The sequence below is a fragment of the Rhodoferax sp. genome, from assembly GCF_030653815.1.
Taxonomy (GTDB): Bacteria; Pseudomonadota; Gammaproteobacteria; order Burkholderiales; family Burkholderiaceae_C; genus Rhodoferax.
In genome coordinates this window covers 1-24,232 of the sequence record NZ_JAURYQ010000003.1, presented here as the reverse complement: position 1 = coordinate 24,232, position 24,232 = coordinate 1, and the positions used below count along the sequence as shown (strand labels likewise).

Genomic DNA, 24,232 nt, shown 5'->3' with positions numbered 1-24,232 from the left:
GTCAAACGGCCGCTTCAAGGCCGTTTGAAAAATGCTCTTGCATGCGCTGGGTGCACAGCTGCGGGTCGCGTGCTGCCAGCGCGGCCATGATGGCGCGGTGTTCAGCCAGGGACTCCTGAATGCGGCCGGATTTCAGCAGCGAGTTGTGGCGGTTGAGCTTCATGACCTTGCGCAGGTCGGCCACCATCTGGTTGCGCCAGCGGTTGTCGGCAATTTCCAGCAGGCGCATGTGAAAACGCTCGTTGATTTCAAAGAAACGTTCGCGATCCACCTGTTCTGGCCGGGCGGCGTCTTCGAGCGCCTGGTGCAGCGCCTGCAACTCAGCCATCTGGACATCGGCGGCGGTGTGTGCCACGACGCCCGCGGCATCGGATTCGAGCAGGCTCAGCAGGTGGTAGACGTCGGCCAGGTCGCGCTCGGAGACTTCGGTGACATAGGCACCGCGGCGCACCTTCATGGTCACCAGGCCCTCGGTGGCCAGCACCTTGAGCGCTTCGCGCATGGGCGTGCGGCTGATGCCGTAGTCATGGGCAATCTTGAGTTCGTCGATCCAGCTGCCGGGTTCCAGCTCACGGCTGAAGATGCGCTGACGCAGCAATTCAGCCACTTCTTCGTAAAGTGCGCGGGGGGCTAGGGAAGGTGCAGACATGGGGCAAATTGTAAGCTGGATGGAATTTTTTGCATCAATAATTATAAATAATGTAAACTCATTGGCTCTAAATTGCGCATCGCTGTACAGTGGCGTGCGTCGACCATCCAACCCTTAACCGTTTGCCATCATGACCCAAAAAAATCCTGAATTTCAGTCAGCGAACTTGGAGGCCTGGGCCAAAGCTGCAGCCAAATCTGCGCCTGGGGGGGATGTGAGCGCGCTGAATTGGCTCACGCCCGATGGCATTTCGGTCAAGCCTTTATACACCGCAGAGGATACGAAAAACCTGCCCTACGCCAACACGCTGCCGGGCTTCGAGCCCTACCTGCGTGGCCCGCAAGCCACCATGTACGCGGTGCGGCCCTGGACCATTCGCCAGTACGCCGGGTTTTCCACCGCCGAAGAGTCCAACGCCTTTTACCGCAAGGCACTGGCCGCTGGCGGTCAGGGTGTGAGTGTGGCGTTCGACCTGGCCACACACCGTGGCTATGACTCGGACCACCCGCGTGTCACCGGTGACGTCGGCAAGGCCGGTGTCGCGATCGACTCGGTGGAGGACATGAAGATCCTGTTCGACCAGATCCCGCTCGACAAGGTGAGTGTCTCGATGACCATGAACGGCGCGGTGCTGCCGGTGCTGGCGGGTTATGTGGTGGCGGCCGAAGAGCAGGGCGTTTCACAAGACAAGCTCAGCGGCACCATTCAGAACGACATTCTGAAAGAATTCATGGTGCGCAACACCTACATTTACCCGCCCGAGCCCAGCATGCGCATCATTGGCGACATCATCGAGTACACGGCCAAACACATGCCGAAATTCAACTCGATCAGCATCTCGGGCTACCACATGCAGGAAGCTGGCGCCAACCAGGCGCTGGAACTGGCGTTCACGCTGGCTGACGGCAAGGAGTACGTCAAGACCGCCATTGCCAAGGGTATGGATGTCGACGGCTTTGCCGGCCGTTTGAGCTTTTTCTGGGCCATTGGCATGAACTTCTATTTGGAGGTGGCCAAGATGCGCGCCGCGCGCCTGCTGTGGTGCCGCATCATGAAAGGCTTCAACGCCAAGAATCCCAAATCGCTGATGTTGCGCACCCACTGCCAGACCAGCGGCTGGAGCCTGACCGAGCAGGACCCGTATAACAACGTGGTGCGTACCACCATCGAGGCCATGGCGGCGGTGTTTGGCGGCACGCAGAGCCTGCACACCAACTCGTTCGACGAGGCCATCGCGCTGCCGACCGAGTTCAGTTCGCGCATCGCGCGTAACACCCAACTCATCATCCAGGAAGAAACCCACATCACCAACGTGATCGACCCCTGGGCTGGTTCCTACATGATGGAAAAACTGACGCAGGACATGGCTGATGCCGCCTGGACCATCATCGAAGAGGTCGAAGCCATGGGCGGCATGACCAAGGCCGTGGATTCGGGTTGGGCCAAGCTCAAGATCGAGGCAGCTGCGGCCGACAAGCAGGCGCGCATCGACTCCGGCCGCGACGTGATCGTGGGTGTCAACAAATACAAGCTCAAAACCGAGGATGCGATTGACGCCCGTGACATCGACAACGTCGCGGTGCGCGACTCGCAAATCGCCCGGCTCAATGCCATCAAGCAGAAACGCGATGCCGCGCAAGTGCAACAAGCCCTGGAAGCGATCGAGGCCGCCGCTGCCAGTGGCCAGGGCAACCTGCTCGACTTGAGCATCAAGGCAGTGCGCGCCCGTGCCACCGTGGGTGAGATCAGCGACGCCATGGAAAAAACCTTTGGCCGTCACCGTGCCGACACGCAAAAAGTGACCGGTGTGTATGCCGCCGCTTACGATACCGACGCCACCGACGGGGACACCATGGACTACTGGAACGCACTCAAGGCAGAAATCGCCGACTTTGCCACCGAGCAAGGCCGCCGCCCGCGCGTCATGATCAGCAAGTTGGGCCAGGACGGCCATGACCGCGGTGCCAAGGTGGTGGCCACGGCCTTTGCCGACCTCGGCTTTGACGTCGACATGGGGCCGCTGTTCCAGACCCCCGAGGAATGCGCACGCCAGGCGATTGAGAACGATGTCCATGCCGTGGGGGTCAGCACGCTGGCTGCCGGCCACAAGACGCTGGTGCCCGCCATCATTGCCGAGCTCAAGAAGCAGGGCGCCGACGACATCATCGTGTTTGTCGGCGGTGTCATCCCGCGCCAGGACTACGACATGCTGTATGCCGCCGGTGTCAAGGGCATTTACGGCCCCGGCACGCCGATCCCGGTGAGCGCCAAGGATGTGCTCAAGCAAATCAAGGCTGCGCTGAAGTGATTCCCGGCGCTCTGGTGGAGGCCGTGCTGCAGGGTGATGCCGCCATGCAGCGTCGCGCCATGGCCAAGGCCATCACGCTACTCGAATCCACCCGGGCTGACCACCGCCTGCAGGCCGACGAGTTGCTCACAAACCTGTTGCCGCACACCGGCCAGTCGTTTCGCTTGGGCATCAGTGGCGTGCCGGGCGTGGGCAAATCGACTTTTATCGAGGCGCTGGGCTTGTACCTGATTGGCCAGGGCCACCGTGTGGCGGTGCTGACGATCGACCCCTCCAGCACGGTGTCGGGGGGCTCGATTCTGGGCGACAAGACGCGCATGGAACTGCTGTCCGTTCATGAGAAAGCCTACATCCGCCCCAGCCCCAGCAGCGGCACGCTCGGTGGCGTGGCCGAAAAAACCCGCGAGGCCATGCTGGTTTGCGAGGCGGCGGGTTATGACGTGGTGATCGTGGAAACCGTGGGGGTGGGACAAAGCGAAACGGCCGTGGCCAACATGACCGACATGTTTGTGCTGATGCAGTTGCCCAATGCGGGTGACGATTTGCAGGCCATCAAGAAAGGCGTGATGGAGCTGGCCGACCTGGTGGTCATCAACAAGGCCGACATTGACCCCGACGCCGCCACCCGCGCCCGCGCCCAAATCAGCTCCAGCTTGCGTTTGCTGGGCCTGCATGGCAGCCCGGACCACGCGCACCATGATGAAAAAATATGGCACCCGCAGGTCATGCAGCTCAGCGCTTTGCGCGCCCAGGGGGTCGATACCTTTTGGGCCAGGGTGCTTGAGTTCAAGGCCCTGCAAACTGCCAATGGCAAGTTTGATGTGCGGCGCCAGAAGCAGGCGCTGGCGTGGATGTGGGAACGCATCGACGCCGGCCTCAAGACCGCGTTTGCCCAGCATCCGCAGGTCAAAACCCTGTTGCCTCAGCTGACCCAAGACGTGCTGACAGGCCGGCTGGCGGCCTCCACGGCCGCCAGAAACCTGCTGTCGGTCCATGCCGAAAAAGCCTGATTCGACCATCCATTTAAAACACGACTAACTCACTATTTCCTGACCAAAGAAAGACCAAGCCATGCACGATATTCTTGAACAACTGGAAAAAAAGCGCGAACTCGCCCGTTTGGGCGGGGGCCAGAACCGCATTGATGCGCAGCACAAAAAGGGCAAGCTCACGGCCCGTGAACGGCTGGACGTGCTGCTCGACGAAGGCACCTTTGAAGAATGGGACATGTTTGTCGAGCACCGCTGCGCCGACTTTGGCATGCAGGACAACAAGATCCCGGGCGACGGTGTGGTCACCGGCTACGGCATGATCAATGGCCGCCTGGTGTTTGTCTTCAGTCAGGACTTCACCGTGTTCGGCGGTGCGCTGAGTGAAGCCCATGCCGAAAAAATCTGCAAGATCATGGACCAGGCCATGAAGGTCGGCGCCCCGGTGATTGGTCTCAATGACTCGGGTGGTGCGCGTATTCAGGAAGGCGTGGCCTCGCTCGGTGGTTATGCCGACGTGTTCCAGCGCAACGTGATGGCCAGCGGCGTGGTGCCGCAAATCAGCATGATCATGGGGCCGTCAGCCGGTGGTGCGGTCTATTCGCCCGCCATGACCGACTTTATCTTCATGGTGAAAGACTCGAGCTACATGTTTGTCACCGGCCCGGAGGTGGTCAAGACCGTGACGCACGAAGAAGTGACGGCCGAAGAGCTTGGCGGTGCCATCAGCCACACCACCAAGAGCGGTGTCGCCGACCTGGCATTCGAGAACGACGTCGAGGCGCTGCTGATGCTGCGCCGCCTGTACAACTACCTGCCGCTGAACAACCGTGAAAAAGCCCCGGTGCGCCAGAGTGGTGACCCAGCCGGGCGCATGGAGCACAGCCTGGACACGCTGGTGCCCGACAACCCGAACAAGGCTTACGACATGAAGGAGCTGATCATCAAGACCGTCGACGACGGCGACTTCTTTGAATTGCAGCCTGAGTACGCCAAAAACATTTTGATTGGCTTCGCCCGCATGGACGGTCAGACCATCGGTATCGTGGCCAATCAGCCGCTGGTGCTGGCGGGCTGCCTGGACATCAAGAGCAGCATCAAGGCCGCGCGTTTTGTGCGCTTTTGTGATGCCTTCAACATCCCGGTGATCACGTTTGTCGATGTGCCCGGTTTCATGCCCGGCACCGCCCAGGAGTTCGGCGGCATCATCAAGCACGGGGCCAAGTTGCTCTATGCCTACGCCGAGTGCACGGTGCCCAAGATCACCGTGATCACCCGCAAGGCCTACGGTGGTGCCTACGACGTGATGGCCTCCAAACACCTGCGTGGTGACGTCAACTTTGCCTGGCCCAACGCTGAAATTGCGGTGATGGGTGCCAAGGGTGCGGTCGAGATCATCTTCCGCGAGGACAAGGGCCACCCGGAAAAACTGGCGGCCAAGGAAGCCGAGTACAAGGCCCGTTTTGCCAATCCGTTTGTGGCCGGCGCGCGCGGTTTTATCGACGACGTGATTTTGCCGTCAGAGACCCGCAAGCGCATTTGCCGCAGCCTGGTCATGCTGAAGGACAAAAAGCTTGAGAACCCGTGGCGTAAACACGGCAACATTCCACTTTGAGTGTTTGTGGAATACAGCATGACTGTGTATCGCGCTGGATCGGGTTGCCCGGGCGCTTTGCTCCGTGTCCCCCGGCCTGCGGCCTCCTCCTTGACCTGCGCAAAACGCCCGGGCAGCCCGATCCTGAAATGGCTGCTTGAGTTCAATCGCACAAAGAACACAAACTGAATCCCGAATAGGAGAACTCTATGTTTACCAAAATACTGATTGCAAACCGCGGTGAAATCGCCTGCCGTGTCATCACCACCGCCAAGAAAATGGGCATCAAGACCGTGGCCGTTTATTCGGACGCGGACAAGGACGCGCGTTTTGTGCTGATGGCTGACGAAGCCGTGCATATTGGCGCGCCGCCAAGCCGTGAGAGTTACCTGGTGGGTGAAAAAATCATTGCCGCCTGCAAACAAACCGGCGCGCAAGCCCTGCACCCGGGTTACGGTTTCTTGAGCGAAAACGCCGAGTTTGCCAAGCGTGTCGAAGAAGAAGGCATTGTCTTCATCGGTCCCAAACACTATTCCATGGCGGCCATGGGCGACAAGATCGAGTCCAAAAAGCTGGCCGGTGCAGCGGGTGTCAATTGCATCCCCGGTGTCAACAGCGCCATCGAAACAGCCGAGTCGGCGGTTGAAATTGCCCAGGGTATAGGCTACCCGGTCATGATCAAGGCCAGCGCCGGCGGTGGCGGCAAGGGGCTGCGCGTGGCTTACAACGACAAGGAAGCGTTTGAGGGTTTCACCAGTTGCCGCAATGAAGCACGCAACAGCTTTGGTGACGACCGCGTGTTTGTCGAGAAGTTCGTCGAAGAGCCGCGCCACATCGAAATCCAGCTCATTGGTGACAGTTTTGGCAACGTGGTGTACCTCAATGAGCGTGAGTGCTCGATCCAGCGCCGCCACCAGAAGGTGATTGAAGAAGCTCCAAGTCCATTCATCAGCGACGCGACGCGCAAGGCCATGGGCGAGCAGGCGGTGGCCCTGGCCAAGGCGGTCAAGTACCAGAGCGCCGGCACCGTGGAATTTGTGGTCGGCAAGGACCAGAGCTTTTATTTCCTGGAGATGAACACGCGCCTGCAGGTGGAGCACCCGGTGACCGAATGCATCACCGGGCTGGACCTGGTCGAACTGATGATTCGCGTCGCCGCTGGCGAAAAGCTGCCGCTCACCCAGGCCGAGGTCAAACGCAACGGTTGGGCCATGGAGTGCCGCATCAATGCCGAAGACCCGTACCGCAACTTCTTGCCCAGCACCGGTCGCCTGGTGCGCTTCTCGCCACCGACCCAGACCATGGAACAGGGCAACACCATTGATTGGTTTGGCGTACGGGTCGACACCGGGGTGCAGGACGGTGGCGAGATCCCGATGTACTACGACTCGATGATTGCCAAGCTCATCGTGCACGGGGTGGATCGGCGCGATGCGATCGCCAAGATGCGCGAGGCGCTCAACGGTTTCGTGATTCGCGGCATCAGCAGCAACATCCCGTTCCAGGCGGCTTTGCTGGCGCACCCCAAGTTTGTTTCGGGCGACTTCAACACCGGCTTCATTGCCGAAAACTATGCGCACGGCTTCAGGGCAGCCGACGTCCCGCACGAAGACCCCCACTTCATGCTGGCGCTGGCGGCCTTTGTGCGGCGCAAGTCGCGCGAGCGTGCGGCTGGTATCAGTGGCCAGTTGCCCGGTTATGCCGTCAATGTGGGCAGTGATTACGTGGTGGTGACCCTGGGCGAGGATGGGGCGAATGCCTATACCCCGGTGCATGTTGATGAGTTTGCCGGCAAGACCGGTTTTGCCCGCGTCAAGATGGGTGCCAGTACGTATGAGTTATGCAGTGACTCGCGTCTCAACGATGTTTGCATCACCGGCACGGTGAACGGCACGCCTTTCACCGCTCAGGTCGAGCGCGGCACCCCCAAGAACCCGCTGGCCTTGCGCCTGCAGCACAACGGCACGCGCATCGATGTGCTGGTGATTTCACCGCGCATGGCCGAGTTGCACGCGCTGATGCCGTTCAAGGCGCCGCCGGACATGAGCCGTTATGTGCTGTCGCCGATGCCCGGTCTGCTCGCCGAGGTGGCGGTGCAGGTGGGCCAGAAGGTGCAGGCTGGTGAACGCGTCGCCGTGATCGAGGCCATGAAGATGGAAAACGTGTTGTTTGCTGCCGCGGATGGGGTGGTGGGCAAGGTGCTGGCCGCCAAGGGCGAAAGCCTCACCGTGGACCAGCCGATTGTGGAGTTTGTATGAGCCCGCGCCCGTTCAAGGTGCTGGGCATCCAGCAAATCGCCATTGGCGGCACCAGCAAGACGCGCCTGCAAAAGCTCTGGGTCGACATGCTGGGCCTGGAAATCACCGGCACGTTTCAGAGCGAGCGTGAAAACGTCGATGAAGACATCTGCGCCATGGGCGTGGGCCCGTTCAAGGTCGAGGTTGACCTGATGCAGCCGATGGACATCGACAAAAAGCCCGCCGTGCACGCCACGCCGCTGAACCATGTGGGTCTGTGGATTGACGACCTGCCCAATGCGGTGGAATGGCTCACGGCGCAGGGTGTGCGATTTGCACCGGGCGGCATCCGCAAGGGGGCAGCGGGCTTTGACATCTGCTTTTTGCACCCCAAGGCCAATGACGAATTCCCGATTGCGGGCGAGGGCGTGTTGATCGAGATGGTGCAGGCGCCACCCGAGGTGGTAGCGGCGTTTGCCAGACTGGCGGCTTAGGGCGCTGCTTCGCGCTTGGCCCGGGCCCGGGCCAGCGCGGCTTCGATCACGGCGCGTTTCTTGTCCAGCACGACCGGGTCGGTGTGCTGCGAGTGGGCGGCCAGGTCGGACAGCTTCAGCAGCGCTTTTTCTTCCAGCCTTTTGTCATTTTCAAGCGCTTCACGCTGGCTGTTGAGCGTGTGGAATTCGTAGCGCTGACGAGCTTCCTCTGCTTGCTGCTGTGACCACGCGGCCCAACCGGTGGCGCTGCCAGTGACATTCTCAACTTCAATGCAGTCCACCGGGCACACTGGCAGGCACAATTCGCAGCCGGTGCAATAGGGCTCCATCACCGTGTGCATGAGCTTGTTGGCACCCACGATGGCATCGACCGGACAGGCCTTGATGCACAGCGTGCAGCCGATGCACCAGGCCTCGTCGATAAAGACCACGGTGCGTGGTCCCTCAAGGCCGTTTTCCGGATTCAGCGGTTTGGCTGCGCGCCCGGTCAGCCTGGCGAGGCGCTCGACCCCAGCAGCCCCGCCGGGCGGACACTGGTTGATGTCGGCGCTGCCTTCATGCAAGGCCTGGGCATAAGCCGCACAGTCCGGGTAGCCGCAGCGGGTGCACTGGGTTTGCGGCAATGCCGCCAGGATGTCGGCTACGCAGGGTTTCATCCGTGGCGTTGGGTCGGTCGCTTGCGGGCCGGTTTGGCGGGTTCGGCCACACTGATCACGGTTTTGCTCGCAGCCGCCTTGCTGGCGGTAGCAGGGGCGGCAGGCTTGGCTTTAGCCGGCGCAGTCTTCGCCTTGACCACAGCTTTGCGGATGGGTTCGGGGCGCTTGTCGCGCAACTGAATTTCAGCCGTGGCGGGTGCTTCGGGCAAGACAAAGGCCGGTGCCGGCTCGGTCAGTTCAGGTTCCGGATGGGTCAACACGGGTGCGGACGGACTGGCCGCCACCACTGGGGTTTCGACCAAGGGTTTGGGCTGGTAGGACAAAATAAAGTCCTTGACCTGCGGGTAAACCACGTCGCGCCAGCGACGACCGGCAAAAATGCCATAGTGGCCCGCGCCCTCCACCTCCAGGTGGCGCTGGTCTTTCTTGTCGACACCGGTGCAAATGGTGTGCACTGCCGCGGTTTGACCAGAGCCGGAAATGTCGTCGAGCTCACCCTCAACCGACAACAGGGCGGTGTTGTGGATGTCTTCGGGGCGCACGCGTTCCACGGTGCCATCGACACCCTTGACGTCCCAGGTGCCGTTGACCAGGTTGAACTCCTGGAACACGACCTTGATGGTGTCGAGGTAGTACTGCGCATCCATGTCGAGCACGGCGTTGTACTCGTCATAAAACTTGCGGTGGGCATCGGCACTGGCGTCGTCTCCCTTGATCAGGTCCTTGAAGTAGTCGTAATGGCTGCGCGCATGGTTGCTCGGGTTCATGGCGACAAAGCCGGAGTGCTGCAAGAAGCCGGGGTAAACCTTGCGCCCGGCACCCGGGAAGCGGGTGGGCACGCGGTAAATCACGTTGTGCTCAAACCACTCGATGCTCTTGTTCATGGCCAGGTTGTTGACCGCGGTGGGAGACAGGCGGGCGTCAATCGGGCCGCCCATCATGACCATGCTCAAGGGCGTCAGTTCACCCCGGCTGGCCATCAGCGACACCGCGGCGAGTACTGGCACGGTGGGCTGGCAGACACTCATGACGTGGCAGTTGCCATAGCGGCTTTGCACGTGACGAATGAACTCCTGCACGTAGTTGATGTAGTCGTCCAGGCTGAAACCGCCCTCGGACGTGGGCACCAGACGGGCGTTGGTCCAGTCGGTGATATAGACCTTGTGGTCCTTCAGCATGGTTTTTACGGTGTCGCGCAGCAAGGTGGCATAGTGGCCCGACAGCGGCGCCACGATCAGCACCGCAGGCTGGTCCTTGAGCTTGGTCAGCGTGTCTTGATCGTCGGTGAAACGTTTGAAACGGCGCAATTCGCAAAAGGGCTTCTTGAGCTCGATGCGCTCATGAATCGCCACCTCGACGCCGTCCACATCGACGGTACGCAGACCAAATTCAGGCTTCTCGTAGTCCTTGCCCAAGCGGTGCATCAAGTCGTAACCGGCGGAAATTCGCTGTGCCAGAGGATGCTGGCCAAACACCGACAGCGGATTGCCGTACACCTTGGCGGCAGACTGCGCCAAATCAGTGAATGGCTCCATCAAAGAACGTTGCGCTTCGTAAAATTTGTACAGCACGGGGATTCACCTTGTAAGAAAATGTTGCAGTGCAATATAACAGGTCTTGAGATGTTGCGTCTGTGACCTGCCGAACGATCCAGAGCCGCGAATGATAAATGTTCAAAGACGCCACTGAACCCCCATTCCTGTGCTCAGGAAACAAAGGGCTTGCGCTGCGCCAGTTGTCGGGCCAATGCACTCAGGGCCTGGTAGGCCTGGCCTGCACTGGCGTTCCACTGTTGCACAGCCTGACCCTGCGCAGCCACCAGTGCCGTGTCGCCACGGGCAGCCGGACCGGTCAGGGCAGCTTGCGGCCCCAGGCGGGTGATGTTGTCGACAGCATTCTGCAGCAGGCTGGCGCGCAAGTGCTGCACCATGGGCTGGGGCATGCCGCTGTGCTGCCAAAGCTGTTCCGCCAGGTCTTGCAGCACCGGCAAAAAGTTGGTGGCAAAGATGGCGCCGGCGTGGTAGAGCATCTTGTCCTGCGTTCGAACATCAAAGCATTGGGCCCCCAGGCGGGTAAAAAGAGTCCGCAATTCAGCCAGGGTCTGTGCATCGCCTTCCAGGGCGCAGGGCGTGCCGGCGAACTGCTGTAGCGCCAGAGCCGGGCTGGCAAAGCTCAGCAGGCAGTGCGCACTGGCCACGCGCCAGCCTTTGTCCTGCAGGGGTTTGAGCAGGTCGGCGCTCAAGGCGCCGCTGGCGTGAAAAACCGTGGCTGGTGGCAAGCCGTCACAAGCGGCCAGCGCCGCCGCGACGGGCGCGATCTGCGCGTCCGGCACCGCGACCAGCCACAAGTCGGCTGGGCGCATGTCCGACACGTGCTGCGCGGCGCGACCCGAGCCAATAAAAGCCAGCGCCAGCTCGGCCGAGGCCTGGGTACGGGTTAGCAGGTCCTGCACTATGACCTGGCCGTCCTGGGCCAGCAGTCGCCCCAGCGTTTGACCGACCCGGCCACCACCAATCAGGTTGATGGTTTTCAAGGGCTTTGGCCTCAGAGGACTTTGGCAATGCTGGCGCAGACGTAGTCGATGTTTTTGCTGTTCAAGGCGGCCACGCACATGCGGCCGGTGTCGGTGCCATAAACGCCAAACTCATTGCGCAGGCGCACCATCTGGTCCTTGTTGAGGCCCGAGTAGCTGAACATGCCGATTTGCTGGGTGATGAAACTCATGTCCTGCTTGACGCCGGCGGCCTTGAGGCCGTCCACCAGTTTTTGCCGCATCGCCTTGATGCGCACGCGCATCTCGCCCAACTCGGCTTCCCACTGGGCACGCAGTTCAGGCGAGTTCAGCACGGCGGTCACGATGGCGCCGCCGTGGGTCGGCGGGTTGCTGTAGTTGGTGCGGATCACGATCTTGAGCTGGCTCAGCACGCGGCCCATTTCTTCCTTGTTCTCGCACACCACGCTCAGGGCGCCAACACGCTCACCGTACAGGCTGAAGCTCTTGCTGAAGCTGGTGGCCACAAAAAACAGCAGGCCGGCGGCGACAAACTTGCCGATCACGGCGCCGTCTTCTTTCAGGCCGTAGCCAAAGCCCTGGTAAGCCATGTCAAGGAAAGGCACCAGGTTTTTGGCCTTGACCACGGCAATCACCTGGTCCCATTGGGCCGGGGTGATGTCGTAGCCGGTGGGGTTGTGGCAGCAGGCGTGCAACACCACGACGGTGCCGGCGCTGGCTGCGTTCAGGTCGGCCAGCATGCCGTCGAAGTTGAGGGCGCGGGTGGCAGCGTCGTAATAGCGGTAAGACTCGACGGTGAAGCCGGCGTTGGTGAACAGTGCGCGGTGGTTTTCCCAGCTCGGGTCACTGATCAGCACCTTGGCGCCAGGGCTGACGTGTTTCAAAAAGTCGGCGCCGACCTTGAGGCCACCGGTGCCACCGATCGCCTGAATGGTGGCCACGCGGCCCGAGGTGACAGGCTCGCTGTCCGCACCAAAAACCAGCGCCTTGACGGCGGCATCATAGGCGGCAATGCCGTCGATGGGCAGGTAGCCATGTGGCTTGGGGGCGTCCATCATGGCTTTCTCAGCAGCCAGCACACAGCCTAGCAAAGGCAGCTTGCCGTTGTCGTCGAAGTACACGCCCACGCCCAGGTTGACCTTGGCGGGGTTGGTGTCGGCGTTGAATTGTTCGTTCAAACCCAGAATCGGGTCGCGCGGGGCCATTTCGACAGCGGAAAAAAGTGACATGACAAAAGTCCTGTGGTGGGTTGTGAAAGTGACCCTTCGGCCACTGGTAGAAACCCTTTATTTTACCGACGACCGGGTGCTGTCGGCGTCTTGGCTAAACTCATTTGGTGGCGAGTGTGTCTTGAAGAGCTTGGAGATGACAGATGGAACAAGTGGATTGTGTGGTGGTGGGCGCCGGTGTGGTGGGCCTGGCGGTGGCGCGTGCGCTGGCGTTGCAGGGGCGCGAGGTACTGGTGCTGGAAGCGGCCAACGCCTTTGGCACCGGCACCAGTTCACGCAACAGCGAGGTCATCCACGCCGGCATTTACTACCCGCCGGGGTCGCTCAAAGCGCGTTTGTGTGTGCAGGGCAGGGCGCTGTTGTATGACTATTGCCAGGCGCGCGGCATCAGTCACCGCCGTTGCGGCAAACTGCTGGTGGCGACCGACCAGGCACAAGTAGCGCAGTTGCAGGGCATTGCTGACCAGGCACGGCGCAACGGCGTGACCGATCTGGCATTCCTGAGCGCCGATGAAGCACACCAACTGGAGCCCGCACTGCACTGCCATGCCGCCCTGCTGTCACCCAGCACCGGCATCATTGACAGCCACGGCCTCATGCTCGCGCTGCTGGGCGACCTGGAAAACGCGGGCGGTGTGCTGGCGCTCAATTCACCGCTGGCGAGTGCGCGGGTCGGTCCGTCCGGTCTTGAACTACAGGCCGCTGATGGCACCCGATTGCAGGCCAAAACCGTCATCAACGCAGCGGGTTTGCAGGCGCCTGCTTTGGCCGCCCGTTTTGCCGGACTGGACCCGCAGTTCGTGCCGCAAGCCTTTTACGCCAAGGGCAACTATTTCACCCTGGCCACAAGGGCACCGTTCTCGCATTTGATCTACCCGGTACCCCAAGCCGCCGGGCTGGGTGTGCACCTGACGCTGGACCTGGGCGGCCAGGCCAAGTTTGGCCCCGATGTGCAGTGGGTCGACTCTCCGGATGACCTGACGGTCGACCCCGCGCGCGGTGACGCCTTTTACGCCGAAGTGCGCAAGTACTGGCCCGGGCTGCAGGACGGCGCGCTGCTGCCCGGTTATGCCGGCATTCGCCCCAAGATCAACGCCCCGGGCGCGCCTGCCAGTGACTTCGTGATTCAGACCCCGCGCGAGCACGGCGTGCCGGGCCTGGTCAACCTGTTCGGCATCGAGTCACCCGGCCTCACCAGTTGCCTCGCCATCGCTGACCTGGTCAAACAATGGGGGTCAGATTCCAATTAATTTCACCTGATCAGCTCCAAGAGTTAATTGGAATCTGACCCCCATTAAAAGGTTTTCTTGATCAGGGCGGCGGCCTGTTTGACCAAGGTGGGTCCCTGGTAAATCAGGCCGGTGTAGATTTGCACCAAATCGGCGCCGGCCCTGATTTTGCTCACCGCATTTTCGGCGTTCATGATGCCGCCAACACCGATGATCGGGAACCGCGGTCCCAGGGCGGCGCGCAACTGGCTGATCACCTGGTTGCTCATGGCCAACACCGGTGCGCCCGACAGGCCGCCGGCCTCATCGGCATGGGCCAGTCCCTTGACGGCCTCGCGGCCCAGGGTGGTGTTGGTGGCCACCACGCCCCAGGCGTTGTTGACTTGGCCAGACGCGTCAAGCCCGTAGCGTTTCAGGGTTTCGGCGATCACCTGGATCTGGTCTGCGTCCAGGTCGGGTGCAATTTTGAGGAAGATCGGGATGCGCCTGCCATGTTGCAGTGCCAGCGCCTCACGCCGCTCTGAAATGGCGCCCAGCAAGCCATCCAGCGCCTCGTCACTTTGCAGGCTGCGCAGGTTTTTGGTGTTGGGGCTGGAAATATTGACCGTGACGTAGTCGGCGTAAGGGTAGACCCCGTCCAGGCAGGTCAGGTAGTCGTCGGTGGCGCGCTCGATGGGCGTGGCAGCATTTTTGCCAATGTTCAGGCCCAGCAGCATGGGCGAGGCGTCAGGCGAGCCGGACTGGCGTGTCTGGTACAACCTGGAGCGCTTCACGTTGGCAATAAAAGCCGCCAAGCCGTCATTGTTGAAACCCAGCCGGTTGATCAGCGCCTGCGCCTGTGGCAGGCGGAACATGCGTGGCTTGGGGTTGCCGGGCTGTGCCAGCGGCGTGACGGTGCCGACCTCGACAAAACCAAAGCCCATGGCGCCCAGACCATCGATGCAGCGGGCGTTTTTGTCCAGTCCGGCGGCCATGCCGACCCGGTTGGGGAAATTCAGCCCGGCCAGCACCACCGGATCGTTCACACGCGTGCTGCCATAAGCCCATTTCAGGGCGTTGCCCTGGGTGCGCGCCAGCGAATGCAGTGTGACTTCGTGGGCAACTTCGGGGTCGAGGCTGAATAAAAAGGGACGGGTGAGGGCGTAGGGGACGAGAGCCATTGGATAATTCCATCAAGTTTCAGGTATTTTCCCCGATCAACCCCCCCAAGGACACCGTTATGGCAACACTTTCTCAAGACGAACTCAAAACCCTGGTGGGTCAGGCGGCGCTTAAATTTGTGGTCCCCGGCGAGATCGTGGGCGTGGGCACCGGCTCCACGGTGAACAAATTCATCGACGCGCTGGCCAGCATCAAGGACCAGATCAAGGGGGCGGTGTCAAGCTCCGTGGCCAGCACCGAGCGCTTGCAGGCGCTGGGCATCCGGGTCTTCGATGCCAATGAGGTGGACCAACTGGCGGTCTACATCGACGGCGCCGACGAGATCGACCACCACGGCCACATGATCAAGGGCGGCGGTGCCGCGCTCACGCGCGAAAAAATTGTGGCGGCGCAGTCGCGCCAGTTTGTCTGCATTGCCGACGAGTCCAAGCTGGTGCAAACGCTGGGCAACTACCCGCTGCCGGTGGAAGTGATCCCCATGGCAGCACAGCGTGTGATGCGCCAGTTCGCCGCCATGGGCGGGCAAGCAACGTTGCGCCTGCGCTATGACTCGCCGCTCGTCACCGACAACGGCCAGTACCTGATCGATGTGACCGGCTTGCAGATCAGCGACCCGCTGGCCTTCGAGGCGCAAGTGAACCAATGGCCGGGCGTGGTGACCGTGGGCGTGTTTGCTTTTCAAAAAGCACAGATTTGTCTGCTGGGCACCGCCGACGGCGTCAAAACGCTGACGTTTTGAGGGTAAACCCGGGCGCTTGTCACGGGTGCTGCGCAGCGGATCAAGCGCATACTTAAGACAAGCGTTATTCATCACTTTTCAGGAACCGCCATGAGCCAGCAAACCAAGTACCTGTTAAACGAAAACCAGATGCCCAGGTTCTGGTACAACCTGCAGGCTGACCTGCCCAAGCCCTTGCCTGCCGTGCTGCACCCCGGCACCATGAAGCCGGTGGGCCCCGACGATCTGGCGCCGCTGTTCCCGATGTCCCTCATCATGCAGGAGGTGAGCGTGGAGCGCGAGATTGAAATCCCCGAGCCCGTGCGCGAGGTGTTCCAGCTGTGGCGCCCGGCGCCGTTGTTTCGTGCCCACCGCCTGGAAAAAGCGCTGGGCACGCCAGCCAAAATTTTCTACAAGTACGAAGGCGGCAGCCCCGCCGGCAGCCACAAGCCCAACACCGCGGTGCCGCAGGCTTTTTACAACAAGGAGGCCGGCATCAAGCGCCTGGTGACCGAGACCGGCGCCGGTCAGTGGGGCACCTCGCTGGCGTTCGCTGGCCAGATTTACGGCCTGGAGGTCGAGGTGTTTCAGGTACGCGTGTCCTACGACCAGAAGCCCTACCGCCGTGCTGTCATGGAAACCTATGGCGCCCGCTGCTTTGCCTCCCCGTCCACCGAAACCGCTTACGGCCGCTCGGTGCTGGCCAAAGACCCGCACCACCCCGGCAGCCTGGGCATTGCCATCTCGGAAGCGGTCGAGCTGGCCGTGCAGCGTGACGACACCAAATATGCGCTCGGCTCGGTCCTCAACCATGTGCTGCTGCACCAGACCATCATCGGCCAGGAAGCCATGCTGCAGATGGAAATGGCCGACGCCTGGCCCGACGTGGTAGTGGGCTGCACTGGTGGTGGCTCCAACTTTGCCGGCATTGCCTTCCCGTTCATTGGCCATGGCCTGCGCGGTGGCCCCAAGCCGCGTATCGTGGCGGTCGAGCCCGCCGCCTGCCCGTCATTGACGCGCGGAAAATACGCCTACGACTTCGGCGACACCGGCCACATGACGCCGCTGACCAAAATGCACACGCTGGGCAGCCAGTTCACGCCGCCCGGTTTTCACGCCGGCGGCCTGCGCTACCACGGCATGGCGCCGATGGTGTCGCACGTCAAGGAACTCGGCTTGCTGGAGGCGGTGTCGTACAACCAGGTCGAGTGCTTCGAGGCCGGTGTGCTGTTTGCGCGCCATGAGGGCATCGTGCCCGCCCCGGAGGCCAACCACGCCATCAAGGGCGCGATTGTCGAAGCGTTGCGCTGCAAAGCCGAAGGCAAGACCGAGACCATTCTGTTCAACCTCTGCGGCCACGGCCACTTCGACATGACCTCGTACCAAAAGTACTTTGCCGGTGAATTGACCGACGAGCACTATTCCGAAAGCGAACTGGCCATGGCGCTGGCAGGCCTGCCCAGCGTGCCCGAGCCGGTGTGAGCCTGTATAGAGCTGCTTGTGTAACTGCCGTGCCGACCTGGCTTGTGGGGACGATGTGTCGTTCTTCTCCCGCCTGATTTTCAGACTTGATTCATGACTTCTTCCCATCGTATTTTCCACGGCCGACGTTTGCTGGTTTTGCTCAGCATATTGCTGTCACTGGGTTTTTTTGCCACCACCCTGGGCAGCTACCTTGTCTCCAAGGACGCGATCCGTGAGGCCATTCTGGGGCGCGAGTTGCCACTGGCCTCCAGCAATATCTACGTCGAACTGCAGAAGGACCTGGTCCAGCCCGTGGTGATTTCATCCACCATGGCGCACGACACGTTCTTGCGCGATTGGGTTCTTCGGGGTGAGCGTGACGTCAGTGAAATGAACCGTTACCTGCAGGAAGTGAAGACACGCCATGGGGCGTTCAGCAGTTTTTTTGTCTCCGACCGCTCTTTGAGCTATTACACCGGCGGTGGTGTCCTCAAAAAAGTGTCTCCCACCGAACCGCGCGATGCCTGGTATTACCGCGTGCGTGATCTCAAGGAAGACTACGAGATCAATGTGGACCCCGACTTGGCCAACCAGGATGCCCTGACAATTTTCATCAATTACCGGGCATTTGATTTTGAGGGGAACTACCTGGGTGCGACCGGCATTGGCCTGACGATGGATGCCATGTATCGCCGCATCAAGGAATACCAGCAACGTTACCAGCGCACGATTTACTTTGTGAATCACCAGGGGCGGGTGGTTTTGCGGGGCCAAAACGCGGCATCGCAGGTTGACGATCTGCGCACCAGCCCCGGGCTTCGCGACATCATCGACCAGATTCTTGAGGCCAAGAGCGGCGGCTACCAGTACGAAGCCAACGGCACCAACCACCTGCTCAATGTGCATTACATCCCGGAGCTCAAGTGGTATCTGTTCGTTGAAAAGGACGAGTCCGAGGCACTTGTCAAGATCCGCCAGACGCTCTATATCAATCTTGGTATTTGTCTGGTCATCACCCTGATCGTTCTGATGCTCACCAACCTGTCCCTGGCCCGCTACCAGCGCCGCATCGAAGACATGGCCTCCACCGACAAACTCACCGGCATGCTGAACCGACAGGCTTTTACCATCCTGATGGACAAACTGATGGCCGACTGCGCGCGCTCACCCCGTCCTTTATCCATCCTGATGATCGATCTGGATCATTTCAAGCGGATCAACGACCAGCATGGTCACGCCGTGGGCGACCAGGTGCTGTGCCTGGTGGCCGATGTGTTGCAGCAGTCTCTTCGCAAGTCGGACGTTGCGGTGCGCTGGGGTGGCGAAGAGTTTTTGGTGGTGCTGAACAACTGTGCCCTCGATGAAGCCGGGCTCATTGCCGAGAAGATTCGGGAGCGCATTGCCCGGGCTCCTCTGGCTGTGGCTGACAAAGTGCTGGTGGTGGAAGCCAGTGTGGGTGTGAGTCAACTCCGGCCCGATGAAACGCTTGATCAGGCCATCCAGCGTGCTGATGGCGGACTTTACCAAGCCAAGCGCAGTGGTCGTAACCAGGTGGGTGTCTTCGCCGAGGTCGCACCTTCCATTTAGTGCAAGGCGCTGCGTGCCGGGCTGCCAAAGTCTTCCGCAAGTGGAACCGCTGGGTAGTGAAAGCGCACCGGGCCATCCGGGCGTTCGTTGATGTACTGGAACACCAGCGGGTCGGTGCTGGCGCGTACCTCGGTCACGGTGCCCTGGAACGCGAGCTTGCCCTGGTCGAGAATGATCACATGATCGGCAATCTCAAGAGTTTCGGTCAGTTCATGTGAGGCAAAAATGCTGGTCAGCCCCATGGAGTCGTTGAGCTGGCGAATCAGCCGCGCCGCGACGCGCAGGGAAATCGGATCGAGCCCGGAAAAAGGCTCGTCGTACATCACCAGTTCCGGGTCCAGCGCAATGGCCCGCGCAATGCCGATCCGCTTGGCCATGCCGCCCGAGACCTCGCTGGGCATGAGATCCCGCGCATTGCGCAGGCCCACGGCATTGAGCTTCATCAGCACAATGTCACGGATCAGGGCTTCGGGCAGGTCGGTGTGCTCGCGCAGCGGGAAGGCCACGTTCTCGAACACGCTCATGTCGGCAAACAAGGCACCGAACTGAAACAGCATGCCCATGCGGCGCCTGACGGCGTAAAGCTGTTGCTGGTTCATCGGCCCCAGGTCCTGCCCGTCAAACAACATTTGCCCCGACCAGGCCCGGCTCTGGCCGCCCATCAGGCGCAGCGTGGTCGACTTGCCGCCGCCCATCGGCCCGATGAGTGCCGTCACCTTGCCTCGGGGGATGTGCATTGAAACATCCGTCAGCACGGGGCGCTCGGCGTAGCCAAAGCTCAGTTGACGTAATTCAACAAGTGATGGATTGATGGTGGGTGACATAAATACTCGATCCGGGGAACGACCGGCACACAAATGATAGGGGATCCGGCGCGGGAGGTGCGCAGTGCATGGCGGCGGTCAGTCCTGGAACAGCGTCAGTAGCCGATCCAGCCCGCCGGACTCGATCGACACATTGGCCAGTTCACGCACCGCCGGTTTGGCGTGAAAGGCCACCGACAAGCCGGACTCCGCCATCATGGGCAGGTCGTTGGCGCCGTCGCCAACCGTGATCGCCTGGCTTGGGCCAATGCCCAGGGCTGCGCAGGTTTGCAGCAGCATGGTGCGTTTTTCAGCGCCATCGCAAATATCGCCCCAGGGCTGGTCCACCATGTGACCGGTCAAGACGCCCTTGTCGAGCTCCAGCACATTGGCGCGGCTGTAATCGATACCCAGCCGGTCGCGAATGCGGTCGGTAAAAAAAGTAAAGCCGCCCGACACCAGCAGCACCTTGAGCCCGGCTTGCTGGCAGGCGCGCACCAGTTCGGCCGCGCCCGGGTTGAGCTGCAGGTGGTTCTGGTAAATGCGCTCCATGTCAGCCACCGTGACGCCCTTGAGCAGCGCCACGCGCTGGCGCAGGCTTTCCTTGTAGTCACTGATCTCGCCGCGCATGGCGGCCTCGGTGATGGCCGCCACTTCTTCCTTGCGACCCACGGCAGCGGCAATTTCATCGACACACTCGATGTCAATCAGGGTTGAGTCCATATCGAAGGCGATCAGCTTGAAATCGCTCAAGCGCAGCGGTGGGGTGATGCCTGCAATGATCAGGCCGGGGGCAAACTCGGAGGGTTTCATGGAGAGGACGTGGTAATGTTTTTTCTAACGACTTTGCGCGATGTTAGCCAGCTTGGGAATTCATTTTTGTGCCGCGGTTGACAGTAACCAGTTTTCAACGGTGAGCCCGGGAATGCGGGCAAATTCTGCGTCTGCAGTGACCAGCGTGGCACCCAGCGCCAGCGCGTGGGCGGCGATGAACATGTCGTTGGGGCCGATGGGGGTGCCTTGGCGTTCCAGGTGGGCGCGGGTGTTGGTGTAGTGCGGTATCACTCGGCTATCAATTTCAAGGACACGAATGAATCGCAACAAAATTTCAACTTTCGATGCGAGATGGTCCGCATCCCTTTTGGTGATGCCGAATTGCAGTTCACAAACAACGATGACGCTTGTGCAAAGACAGGTCGGGTTTCCTGCGCTAAGAAACTGGATGTGCTTGGCCAATGGCGCATGTGGATAGCGAACGGCGTGTGAAATGATGTTGGTGTCAAGCAAATAAAGCTTGGGTACGTTATTGCTCACAGCACAATGTCGTCCAGTGGGAGCAGTCCTTCGTCCACGTCAGGGAACGGTTCATCGATGTTTTCCCAGCCGTTCATCAACTCGGCCAAGGTTTGGCCGTCGCCGTGGGTTGGTTCGATGATCAGCCGGTTACCTTCACGGTACATGATGGCCTCCTTGCTCGGCAGTTCGAACTCTTTGGGAATACGCACCGCCTGGTTGGCGCCGTTGCGAAACAGGCGCACATGGCGGACCGGTGACTCTGGCGAATAGTCGGCGGATTTTTCCGAGACGATGGGCATGGTGCTTCTCCCGAGGCGATGATGGCTTGAGTTTAGCCTATGCCGAGGCATATGTCATCGCAATGTGGTCTGACGGCTCAAGGTGCACTGAAAAGTCGTTGTGACTTGCCGGGTGCCAATGCTGCCATCGGCATCAAAGCTCTGCTCCAGAAATGCGATCTGACCTGCCTCAAACCGCACCACGCTGCAGGCCCGGGTGCCGTAGTCGGGCAGGGCAACAAAAGCGGCTGAGAGCGCACGCTCCAGCGCCATCGGGATGCCGGTGACCGGCAAGTCGGCGTCAAGGGCGGGCACCGGGTTGTGCAGCAGCGCCAGCAACTCGGCATCGCTGGGATGGGCCTGGGCCAGCAGCGTTTGCAGGTCGCCGCTCAAGCGCGTCAGCTTGGGCCAGGGCGTTAAAAAATCGGCATTGGACACCGCGCCAATGCCGGGCTGGATAGGCATCACTTTGGCGTGCCGGCTCTCCAGGCCCATCAGGCGGGTGCCATCAAAGACCAGCAGGTTGAACGGGTTGTAGTCGGCGGCGTGCCCGGCCAGTTCGCCCAGGTAGTCCTCGGCGCTGACCTCCGATTGCAGAAACCCGCTGACCAACGCACCGCGCGACGGCGCGTCAGCCCGCTGGCTTTCGGGCGCGCGGTGGTTGGTCAACGCCGCCAGCCGCCCGCTGTGGCTCACGCCCAGCCAAGTGCCACCCGCCTGCAAGTCGCGCCCGGCCAGGATGGGCGCGTCCTGCCACCAGTCCAGCGGGGCGGTTGGCCGCGCATAAAACTCGTCGCGGTTGGCAATCAGCAGCAGTGGGGCCGGGTTGTCCGGCTGCCAGTTCCAGGCGATCAGGCACACGGCAGATACTCCCTCATCACGCCACAGCCGCGGCCGCTGCCACCACCGGCTGCCCCAGATTGCGCAGCACATCGCGCACCATCTTGGCGCGGTCGGCGGCCTCGGGCAGGGCGCGTTCGATGCGCAGTTTTTCGTTGCCCGCCAGGCGGATGTGCTTGTTTTTCTGGATCAGCGCAATGATCTTCATGGCATCGATCGGCGGGTCTTTCTTGAAGGTGATGGTGATGATGCCCGGCGCGGCGTCCACCTTGAGCACGCCATACGGCTGGCTGATCACGCGCAGGCGGTGCACGTCGATCAGCGTTTGCGCCTGTGGCGGCAACTTGCCAAAGCGGTCGATGATTTCCTCCATCAGGCCATCGATCTGCTCGCTGGTCTTGGCCGTGGCCAGCTTTTTGTAGAACGACAGGCGCAGGTGCACGTCGCCGCAAAAGTCGTCGGGCAACAGCGCCGGCGCATGCAGGTTGATGTCGGTCGCCACGTTCATCGGGTTCAGCAGGTCGGGCTCGATGCCGGCTTTCAGGCAGCGCACCGCCTCCGACAGCATTTCGTTGTACAGCTGAAACCCCACTTCCAGCATGTTGCCGCTCTGGTTTTCACCCAGCACCTCACCGGCACCGCGAATCTCCAGGTCGTGCATGGCCAGGTAAAAACCGCTGCCGAGTTCTTCCATGGCCTGAATCGCGTCAAGCCGCTGCTTGGCGTGTTTGGTCAGGCCTTCCAGGTCGGGCACCAGCAGGTAGGCATAGGCCTGGTGGTGGCTGCGGCCCACACGTCCGCGCAACTGGTGCAACTGGGCCAGACCAAACTTGTCGGCCCGGCTCATGACAATGGTGTTGGCGGTGGGCACGTCAATGCCGGTCTCGATGATGGTCGAGCACAGCAGCAAATTGGTGCGCTGGGCCACAAAGTCGCGCATCACACTTTCCAGCTGGCGCTCGGGCATCTGGCCGTGGGCCACGGCAATGCGGGCTTCGGGCAGCAATTCTTCGAGCTTGGCCCGGCGGTTCTCGATGGTCTCGACCTCGTTGTGCAAAAAGTAGATCTGGCCGCCGCGCTTGAGCTCGCGCAGCACCGCTTCGCGGATGACGCCGTTGCCTTCCGTGCGCACAAAGGTCTTGATGGCGAGGCGGCGCTGTGGCGCGGTGGCAATCACGCTCAGGTCGCGCAGGCCCTCCAGTGCCATGCCCAGCGTGCGCGGAATCGGCGTGGCGGTGAGCGTCAGCACATCCACCTCGGCGCGCAGGGCTTTCATCTGCTCCTTGTGGCGCACGCCAAAGCGGTGCTCCTCGTCGATGATCAACAGCCCGAGGTTTTTGAAGTGGGTGTTTTGGCTCAGCAGCTTGTGCGTGCCCACCACGATGTCAATGGTGCCGTCCGCCACGCCCTTCAAAGCGGCCGTGATCTCTTTGCCGGATCTGAAGCGGCTCATCTCGGCCACTTTCACCGGCCACTTGGCAAAACGGTCCACCAGCGTCTGGTAATGCTGCTCTGCCAGCAGCGTGGTGGGGGCCAAAAAGGCCACCTGGCGCCCGCCGGTCACCGCCACAAACGCGGCACGCAGCGCCACCTCGGTCTTGCCGAAACCGACGTCGCCACACACCAGCCGATCCATGGGGCGCGGGCTGATCATGTCCTGGATGACGGCGTGGATGGCGCCGCGCTGGTCGGCGGTTTCTTCAAAGCCGAAGTCGTTGGCAAAAATTTCGTAGTCTTGTGCCGAGAAACGGAATGCATGGCCCTGGCGGGCAGCGCGGCGGGCGTAGATGTTGAGCAGTTCGGCGGCGGCGTCGCGCACCTGTTCAGCCGCTTTGCGCTTGGCCTTGTCCCACTGGCCGCTGCCCAGGCGGTGCAGCGGCGCTTCGTCGGCGCTCACGCCGGTGTAGCGGCCGATCAGCTGCAACTGGCTCACCGGCACGTACAGCACCGCCTTGTCGGCGTATTCCAGGTGCAAAAACTCCATCAGCGCGGGCGAGCCGTCCGGGTTTTTCTCGCCCATGTCCATCTCGACCAGGCCCCGGTAGCGGCCAATACCGTGTGCGTTGTGCACCACCGGGTCGCCCACGTTGAGCTCGCTCAGGTCTTTGATCAGCGCGTCCACATCGCTGACCTGCTCCTGCTTCTTGCGCCGGCGCGTGGTCGGGCCAGCGGCAAACAGCTCGGTTTC

The 24,232-nt window shown here is 61.3% G+C and carries 21 protein-coding genes; 9 read left to right on the top strand and 12 right to left on the bottom strand.

What is annotated here, in order from left to right; genetic code table 11:
* Position 1 precedes the first annotated feature (1 nt).
* Positions 2-649, bottom strand: a complete 648-nt coding sequence (locus Q7U49_RS00320; protein ID WP_304761635.1) for a GntR family transcriptional regulator — start codon at positions 647-649, stop codon at positions 2-4.
* 130 nt (positions 650-779) lie between these two features.
* On the opposite strand from Q7U49_RS00320, the gene scpA reads away from it, so the two are divergent.
* From scpA to Q7U49_RS00295, 5 genes are all read left to right on the top strand, one after another.
* Positions 780-2,957 (top strand): methylmalonyl-CoA mutase, encoded by a 2,178-nt coding sequence (scpA, locus tag Q7U49_RS00315; RefSeq protein WP_304761633.1) that lies wholly within the window; start codon positions 780-782, stop codon positions 2,955-2,957.
* Positions 2,954-3,967 carry a methylmalonyl Co-A mutase-associated GTPase MeaB gene (gene meaB, locus Q7U49_RS00310; protein WP_304761631.1) on the top strand — a complete coding sequence of 338 codons (1,014 nt, stop codon included), beginning with the start codon at positions 2,954-2,956 and terminating at the stop codon, positions 3,965-3,967. The genes scpA and meaB overlap by 4 nt, the downstream gene beginning before the upstream one ends.
* A gap of 61 nt (positions 3,968-4,028) precedes the next feature.
* Positions 4,029-5,561, top strand: a complete 1,533-nt coding sequence (locus Q7U49_RS00305; protein ID WP_304761629.1) for an acyl-CoA carboxylase subunit beta — start codon at positions 4,029-4,031, stop codon at positions 5,559-5,561.
* Positions 5,562-5,749: 188 nt separating this feature from the next.
* Entirely contained in the window at positions 5,750-7,798 is a 2,049-nt protein-coding gene (locus tag Q7U49_RS00300; protein WP_304761627.1) for an acetyl/propionyl/methylcrotonyl-CoA carboxylase subunit alpha, read from the top strand.
* On the top strand, positions 7,795-8,271 hold the full coding sequence (locus Q7U49_RS00295; RefSeq protein ID WP_304761625.1) for a VOC family protein: 477 nt from the start codon (positions 7,795-7,797) through the stop codon (positions 8,269-8,271). The genes Q7U49_RS00300 and Q7U49_RS00295 overlap by 4 nt, the downstream gene beginning before the upstream one ends.
* On the opposite strand, the gene rsxB is transcribed toward Q7U49_RS00295, so the two are convergent.
* The 4 genes from rsxB to Q7U49_RS00275 form a co-directional block, all read right to left on the bottom strand.
* Entirely contained in the window at positions 8,268-8,927 is a 660-nt protein-coding gene (gene rsxB, locus Q7U49_RS00290) for an electron transport complex subunit RsxB (protein WP_304761624.1), read from the bottom strand. The two genes, Q7U49_RS00295 and rsxB, sit on opposite strands and share 4 nt — an antisense overlap.
* A complete protein-coding gene (locus Q7U49_RS00285) occupies positions 8,924-10,498 on the bottom strand; it encodes a polyhydroxyalkanoate depolymerase (protein WP_304761623.1) in 1,575 nt (524 codons plus the stop codon). Before Q7U49_RS00285 ends, rsxB begins: the two co-directional genes overlap by 4 nt.
* Before the next feature lie 134 nt (positions 10,499-10,632).
* Positions 10,633-11,460 (bottom strand): Rossmann-like and DUF2520 domain-containing protein, encoded by an 828-nt coding sequence (locus Q7U49_RS00280; RefSeq protein ID WP_304761621.1) that lies wholly within the window; start codon positions 11,458-11,460, stop codon positions 10,633-10,635.
* Positions 11,461-11,471: 11 nt separating this feature from the next.
* Positions 11,472-12,668 carry an amino acid aminotransferase gene (locus tag Q7U49_RS00275; RefSeq protein ID WP_304761619.1) on the bottom strand — a complete coding sequence of 399 codons (1,197 nt, stop codon included), beginning with the start codon at positions 12,666-12,668 and terminating at the stop codon, positions 11,472-11,474.
* A gap of 143 nt (positions 12,669-12,811) precedes the next feature.
* Here Q7U49_RS00275 and Q7U49_RS00270 point away from each other — a divergent pair, with 143 nt between their 5' ends.
* Positions 12,812-13,918 carry an NAD(P)/FAD-dependent oxidoreductase gene (locus tag Q7U49_RS00270; protein ID WP_304761618.1) on the top strand — a complete coding sequence of 369 codons (1,107 nt, stop codon included), beginning with the start codon at positions 12,812-12,814 and terminating at the stop codon, positions 13,916-13,918.
* A gap of 44 nt (positions 13,919-13,962) precedes the next feature.
* On the opposite strand, the gene Q7U49_RS00265 is transcribed toward Q7U49_RS00270, so the two are convergent.
* Positions 13,963-15,057 carry a quinone-dependent dihydroorotate dehydrogenase gene (locus tag Q7U49_RS00265; RefSeq protein WP_304761616.1) on the bottom strand — a complete coding sequence of 365 codons (1,095 nt, stop codon included), beginning with the start codon at positions 15,055-15,057 and terminating at the stop codon, positions 13,963-13,965.
* A 59-nt stretch (positions 15,058-15,116) separates the two neighbouring features.
* On the opposite strand from Q7U49_RS00265, the gene rpiA reads away from it, so the two are divergent.
* The 3 genes from rpiA (at position 15,117) to Q7U49_RS00250 (ending at position 18,827) form a co-directional block, all read left to right on the top strand.
* Positions 15,117-15,797 carry a ribose-5-phosphate isomerase RpiA gene (gene rpiA, locus Q7U49_RS00260; RefSeq protein WP_304761615.1) on the top strand — a complete coding sequence of 227 codons (681 nt, stop codon included), beginning with the start codon at positions 15,117-15,119 and terminating at the stop codon, positions 15,795-15,797.
* Between the two features lie 90 nt (positions 15,798-15,887).
* Complete coding sequence (locus Q7U49_RS00255) at positions 15,888-17,258, top strand: TrpB-like pyridoxal phosphate-dependent enzyme (protein ID WP_304761613.1); 1,371 nt, start codon at positions 15,888-15,890, stop codon at positions 17,256-17,258.
* A 93-nt stretch (positions 17,259-17,351) separates the two neighbouring features.
* Positions 17,352-18,827 (top strand): sensor domain-containing diguanylate cyclase, encoded by a 1,476-nt coding sequence (locus tag Q7U49_RS00250; RefSeq protein WP_304761611.1) that lies wholly within the window; start codon positions 17,352-17,354, stop codon positions 18,825-18,827.
* On the opposite strand, the gene Q7U49_RS00245 is transcribed toward Q7U49_RS00250, so the two are convergent.
* From Q7U49_RS00245 to mfd, 6 genes are all read right to left on the bottom strand, one after another.
* A complete protein-coding gene (locus Q7U49_RS00245) occupies positions 18,824-19,651 on the bottom strand; it encodes an ABC transporter ATP-binding protein (RefSeq protein WP_304761609.1) in 828 nt (275 codons plus the stop codon). The genes Q7U49_RS00250 and Q7U49_RS00245 overlap by 4 nt on opposite strands.
* Positions 19,652-19,729: 78 nt before the next feature.
* A complete protein-coding gene (gene serB / locus Q7U49_RS00240; protein WP_304761607.1) occupies positions 19,730-20,443 on the bottom strand; it encodes a phosphoserine phosphatase SerB in 714 nt (237 codons plus the stop codon).
* A 60-nt stretch (positions 20,444-20,503) separates the two neighbouring features.
* Positions 20,504-20,917, bottom strand: coding sequence for a type II toxin-antitoxin system VapC family toxin (locus Q7U49_RS00235; RefSeq protein ID WP_304761605.1), 414 nt, complete (start codon positions 20,915-20,917; stop codon positions 20,504-20,506).
* A 23-nt stretch (positions 20,918-20,940) separates the two neighbouring features.
* The gene (locus Q7U49_RS00230) at positions 20,941-21,225 is read right to left on the bottom strand and encodes an antitoxin (protein WP_304761603.1); all 285 of its coding nucleotides are present in this window, start codon (positions 21,223-21,225) and stop codon (positions 20,941-20,943) included.
* Between the two features lie 54 nt (positions 21,226-21,279).
* Entirely contained in the window at positions 21,280-22,065 is a 786-nt protein-coding gene (locus tag Q7U49_RS00225; RefSeq protein ID WP_304761601.1) for an NRDE family protein, read from the bottom strand.
* Between the two features lie 16 nt (positions 22,066-22,081).
* Positions 22,082-24,232, bottom strand: a 2,151-nt coding sequence (gene mfd, locus Q7U49_RS00220) for a transcription-repair coupling factor (protein WP_304761599.1), incomplete at its 5' end; no start/stop codon positions are given.

What these genes read in the sequence shown, in the direction of transcription:
- Q7U49_RS00320 (WP_304761635.1), bottom strand. Translation starts at nt 649, where the DNA reads ATGTCTGCACCTTCCCTAGCCCCCCGCGCACTTTACGAAGAAGTGGCT.
- scpA (WP_304761633.1), top strand. Translation starts at nt 780, where the DNA reads ATGACCCAAAAAAATCCTGAATTTCAGTCAGCGAACTTGGAGGCCTGG.
- Q7U49_RS00305 (WP_304761629.1), top strand. Translation starts at nt 4,029, where the DNA reads ATGCACGATATTCTTGAACAACTGGAAAAAAAGCGCGAACTCGCCCGT.
- Q7U49_RS00300 (WP_304761627.1), top strand. Translation starts at nt 5,750, where the DNA reads ATGTTTACCAAAATACTGATTGCAAACCGCGGTGAAATCGCCTGCCGT.
- Q7U49_RS00295 (WP_304761625.1), top strand. Translation starts at nt 7,795, where the DNA reads ATGAGCCCGCGCCCGTTCAAGGTGCTGGGCATCCAGCAAATCGCCATT.
- rsxB (WP_304761624.1), bottom strand. Translation starts at nt 8,927, where the DNA reads ATGAAACCCTGCGTAGCCGACATCCTGGCGGCATTGCCGCAAACCCAG.
- Q7U49_RS00275 (WP_304761619.1), bottom strand. Translation starts at nt 12,668, where the DNA reads ATGTCACTTTTTTCCGCTGTCGAAATGGCCCCGCGCGACCCGATTCTG.
- Q7U49_RS00270 (WP_304761618.1), top strand. Translation starts at nt 12,812, where the DNA reads ATGGAACAAGTGGATTGTGTGGTGGTGGGCGCCGGTGTGGTGGGCCTG.
- Q7U49_RS00265 (WP_304761616.1), bottom strand. Translation starts at nt 15,057, where the DNA reads ATGGCTCTCGTCCCCTACGCCCTCACCCGTCCCTTTTTATTCAGCCTC.
- rpiA (WP_304761615.1), top strand. Translation starts at nt 15,117, where the DNA reads ATGGCAACACTTTCTCAAGACGAACTCAAAACCCTGGTGGGTCAGGCG.
- Q7U49_RS00255 (WP_304761613.1), top strand. Translation starts at nt 15,888, where the DNA reads ATGAGCCAGCAAACCAAGTACCTGTTAAACGAAAACCAGATGCCCAGG.
- Q7U49_RS00250 (WP_304761611.1), top strand. Translation starts at nt 17,352, where the DNA reads ATGACTTCTTCCCATCGTATTTTCCACGGCCGACGTTTGCTGGTTTTG.
- Q7U49_RS00245 (WP_304761609.1), bottom strand. Translation starts at nt 19,651, where the DNA reads ATGTCACCCACCATCAATCCATCACTTGTTGAATTACGTCAACTGAGC.
- serB (WP_304761607.1), bottom strand. Translation starts at nt 20,443, where the DNA reads ATGAAACCCTCCGAGTTTGCCCCCGGCCTGATCATTGCAGGCATCACC.
- Q7U49_RS00230 (WP_304761603.1), bottom strand. Translation starts at nt 21,225, where the DNA reads ATGCCCATCGTCTCGGAAAAATCCGCCGACTATTCGCCAGAGTCACCG.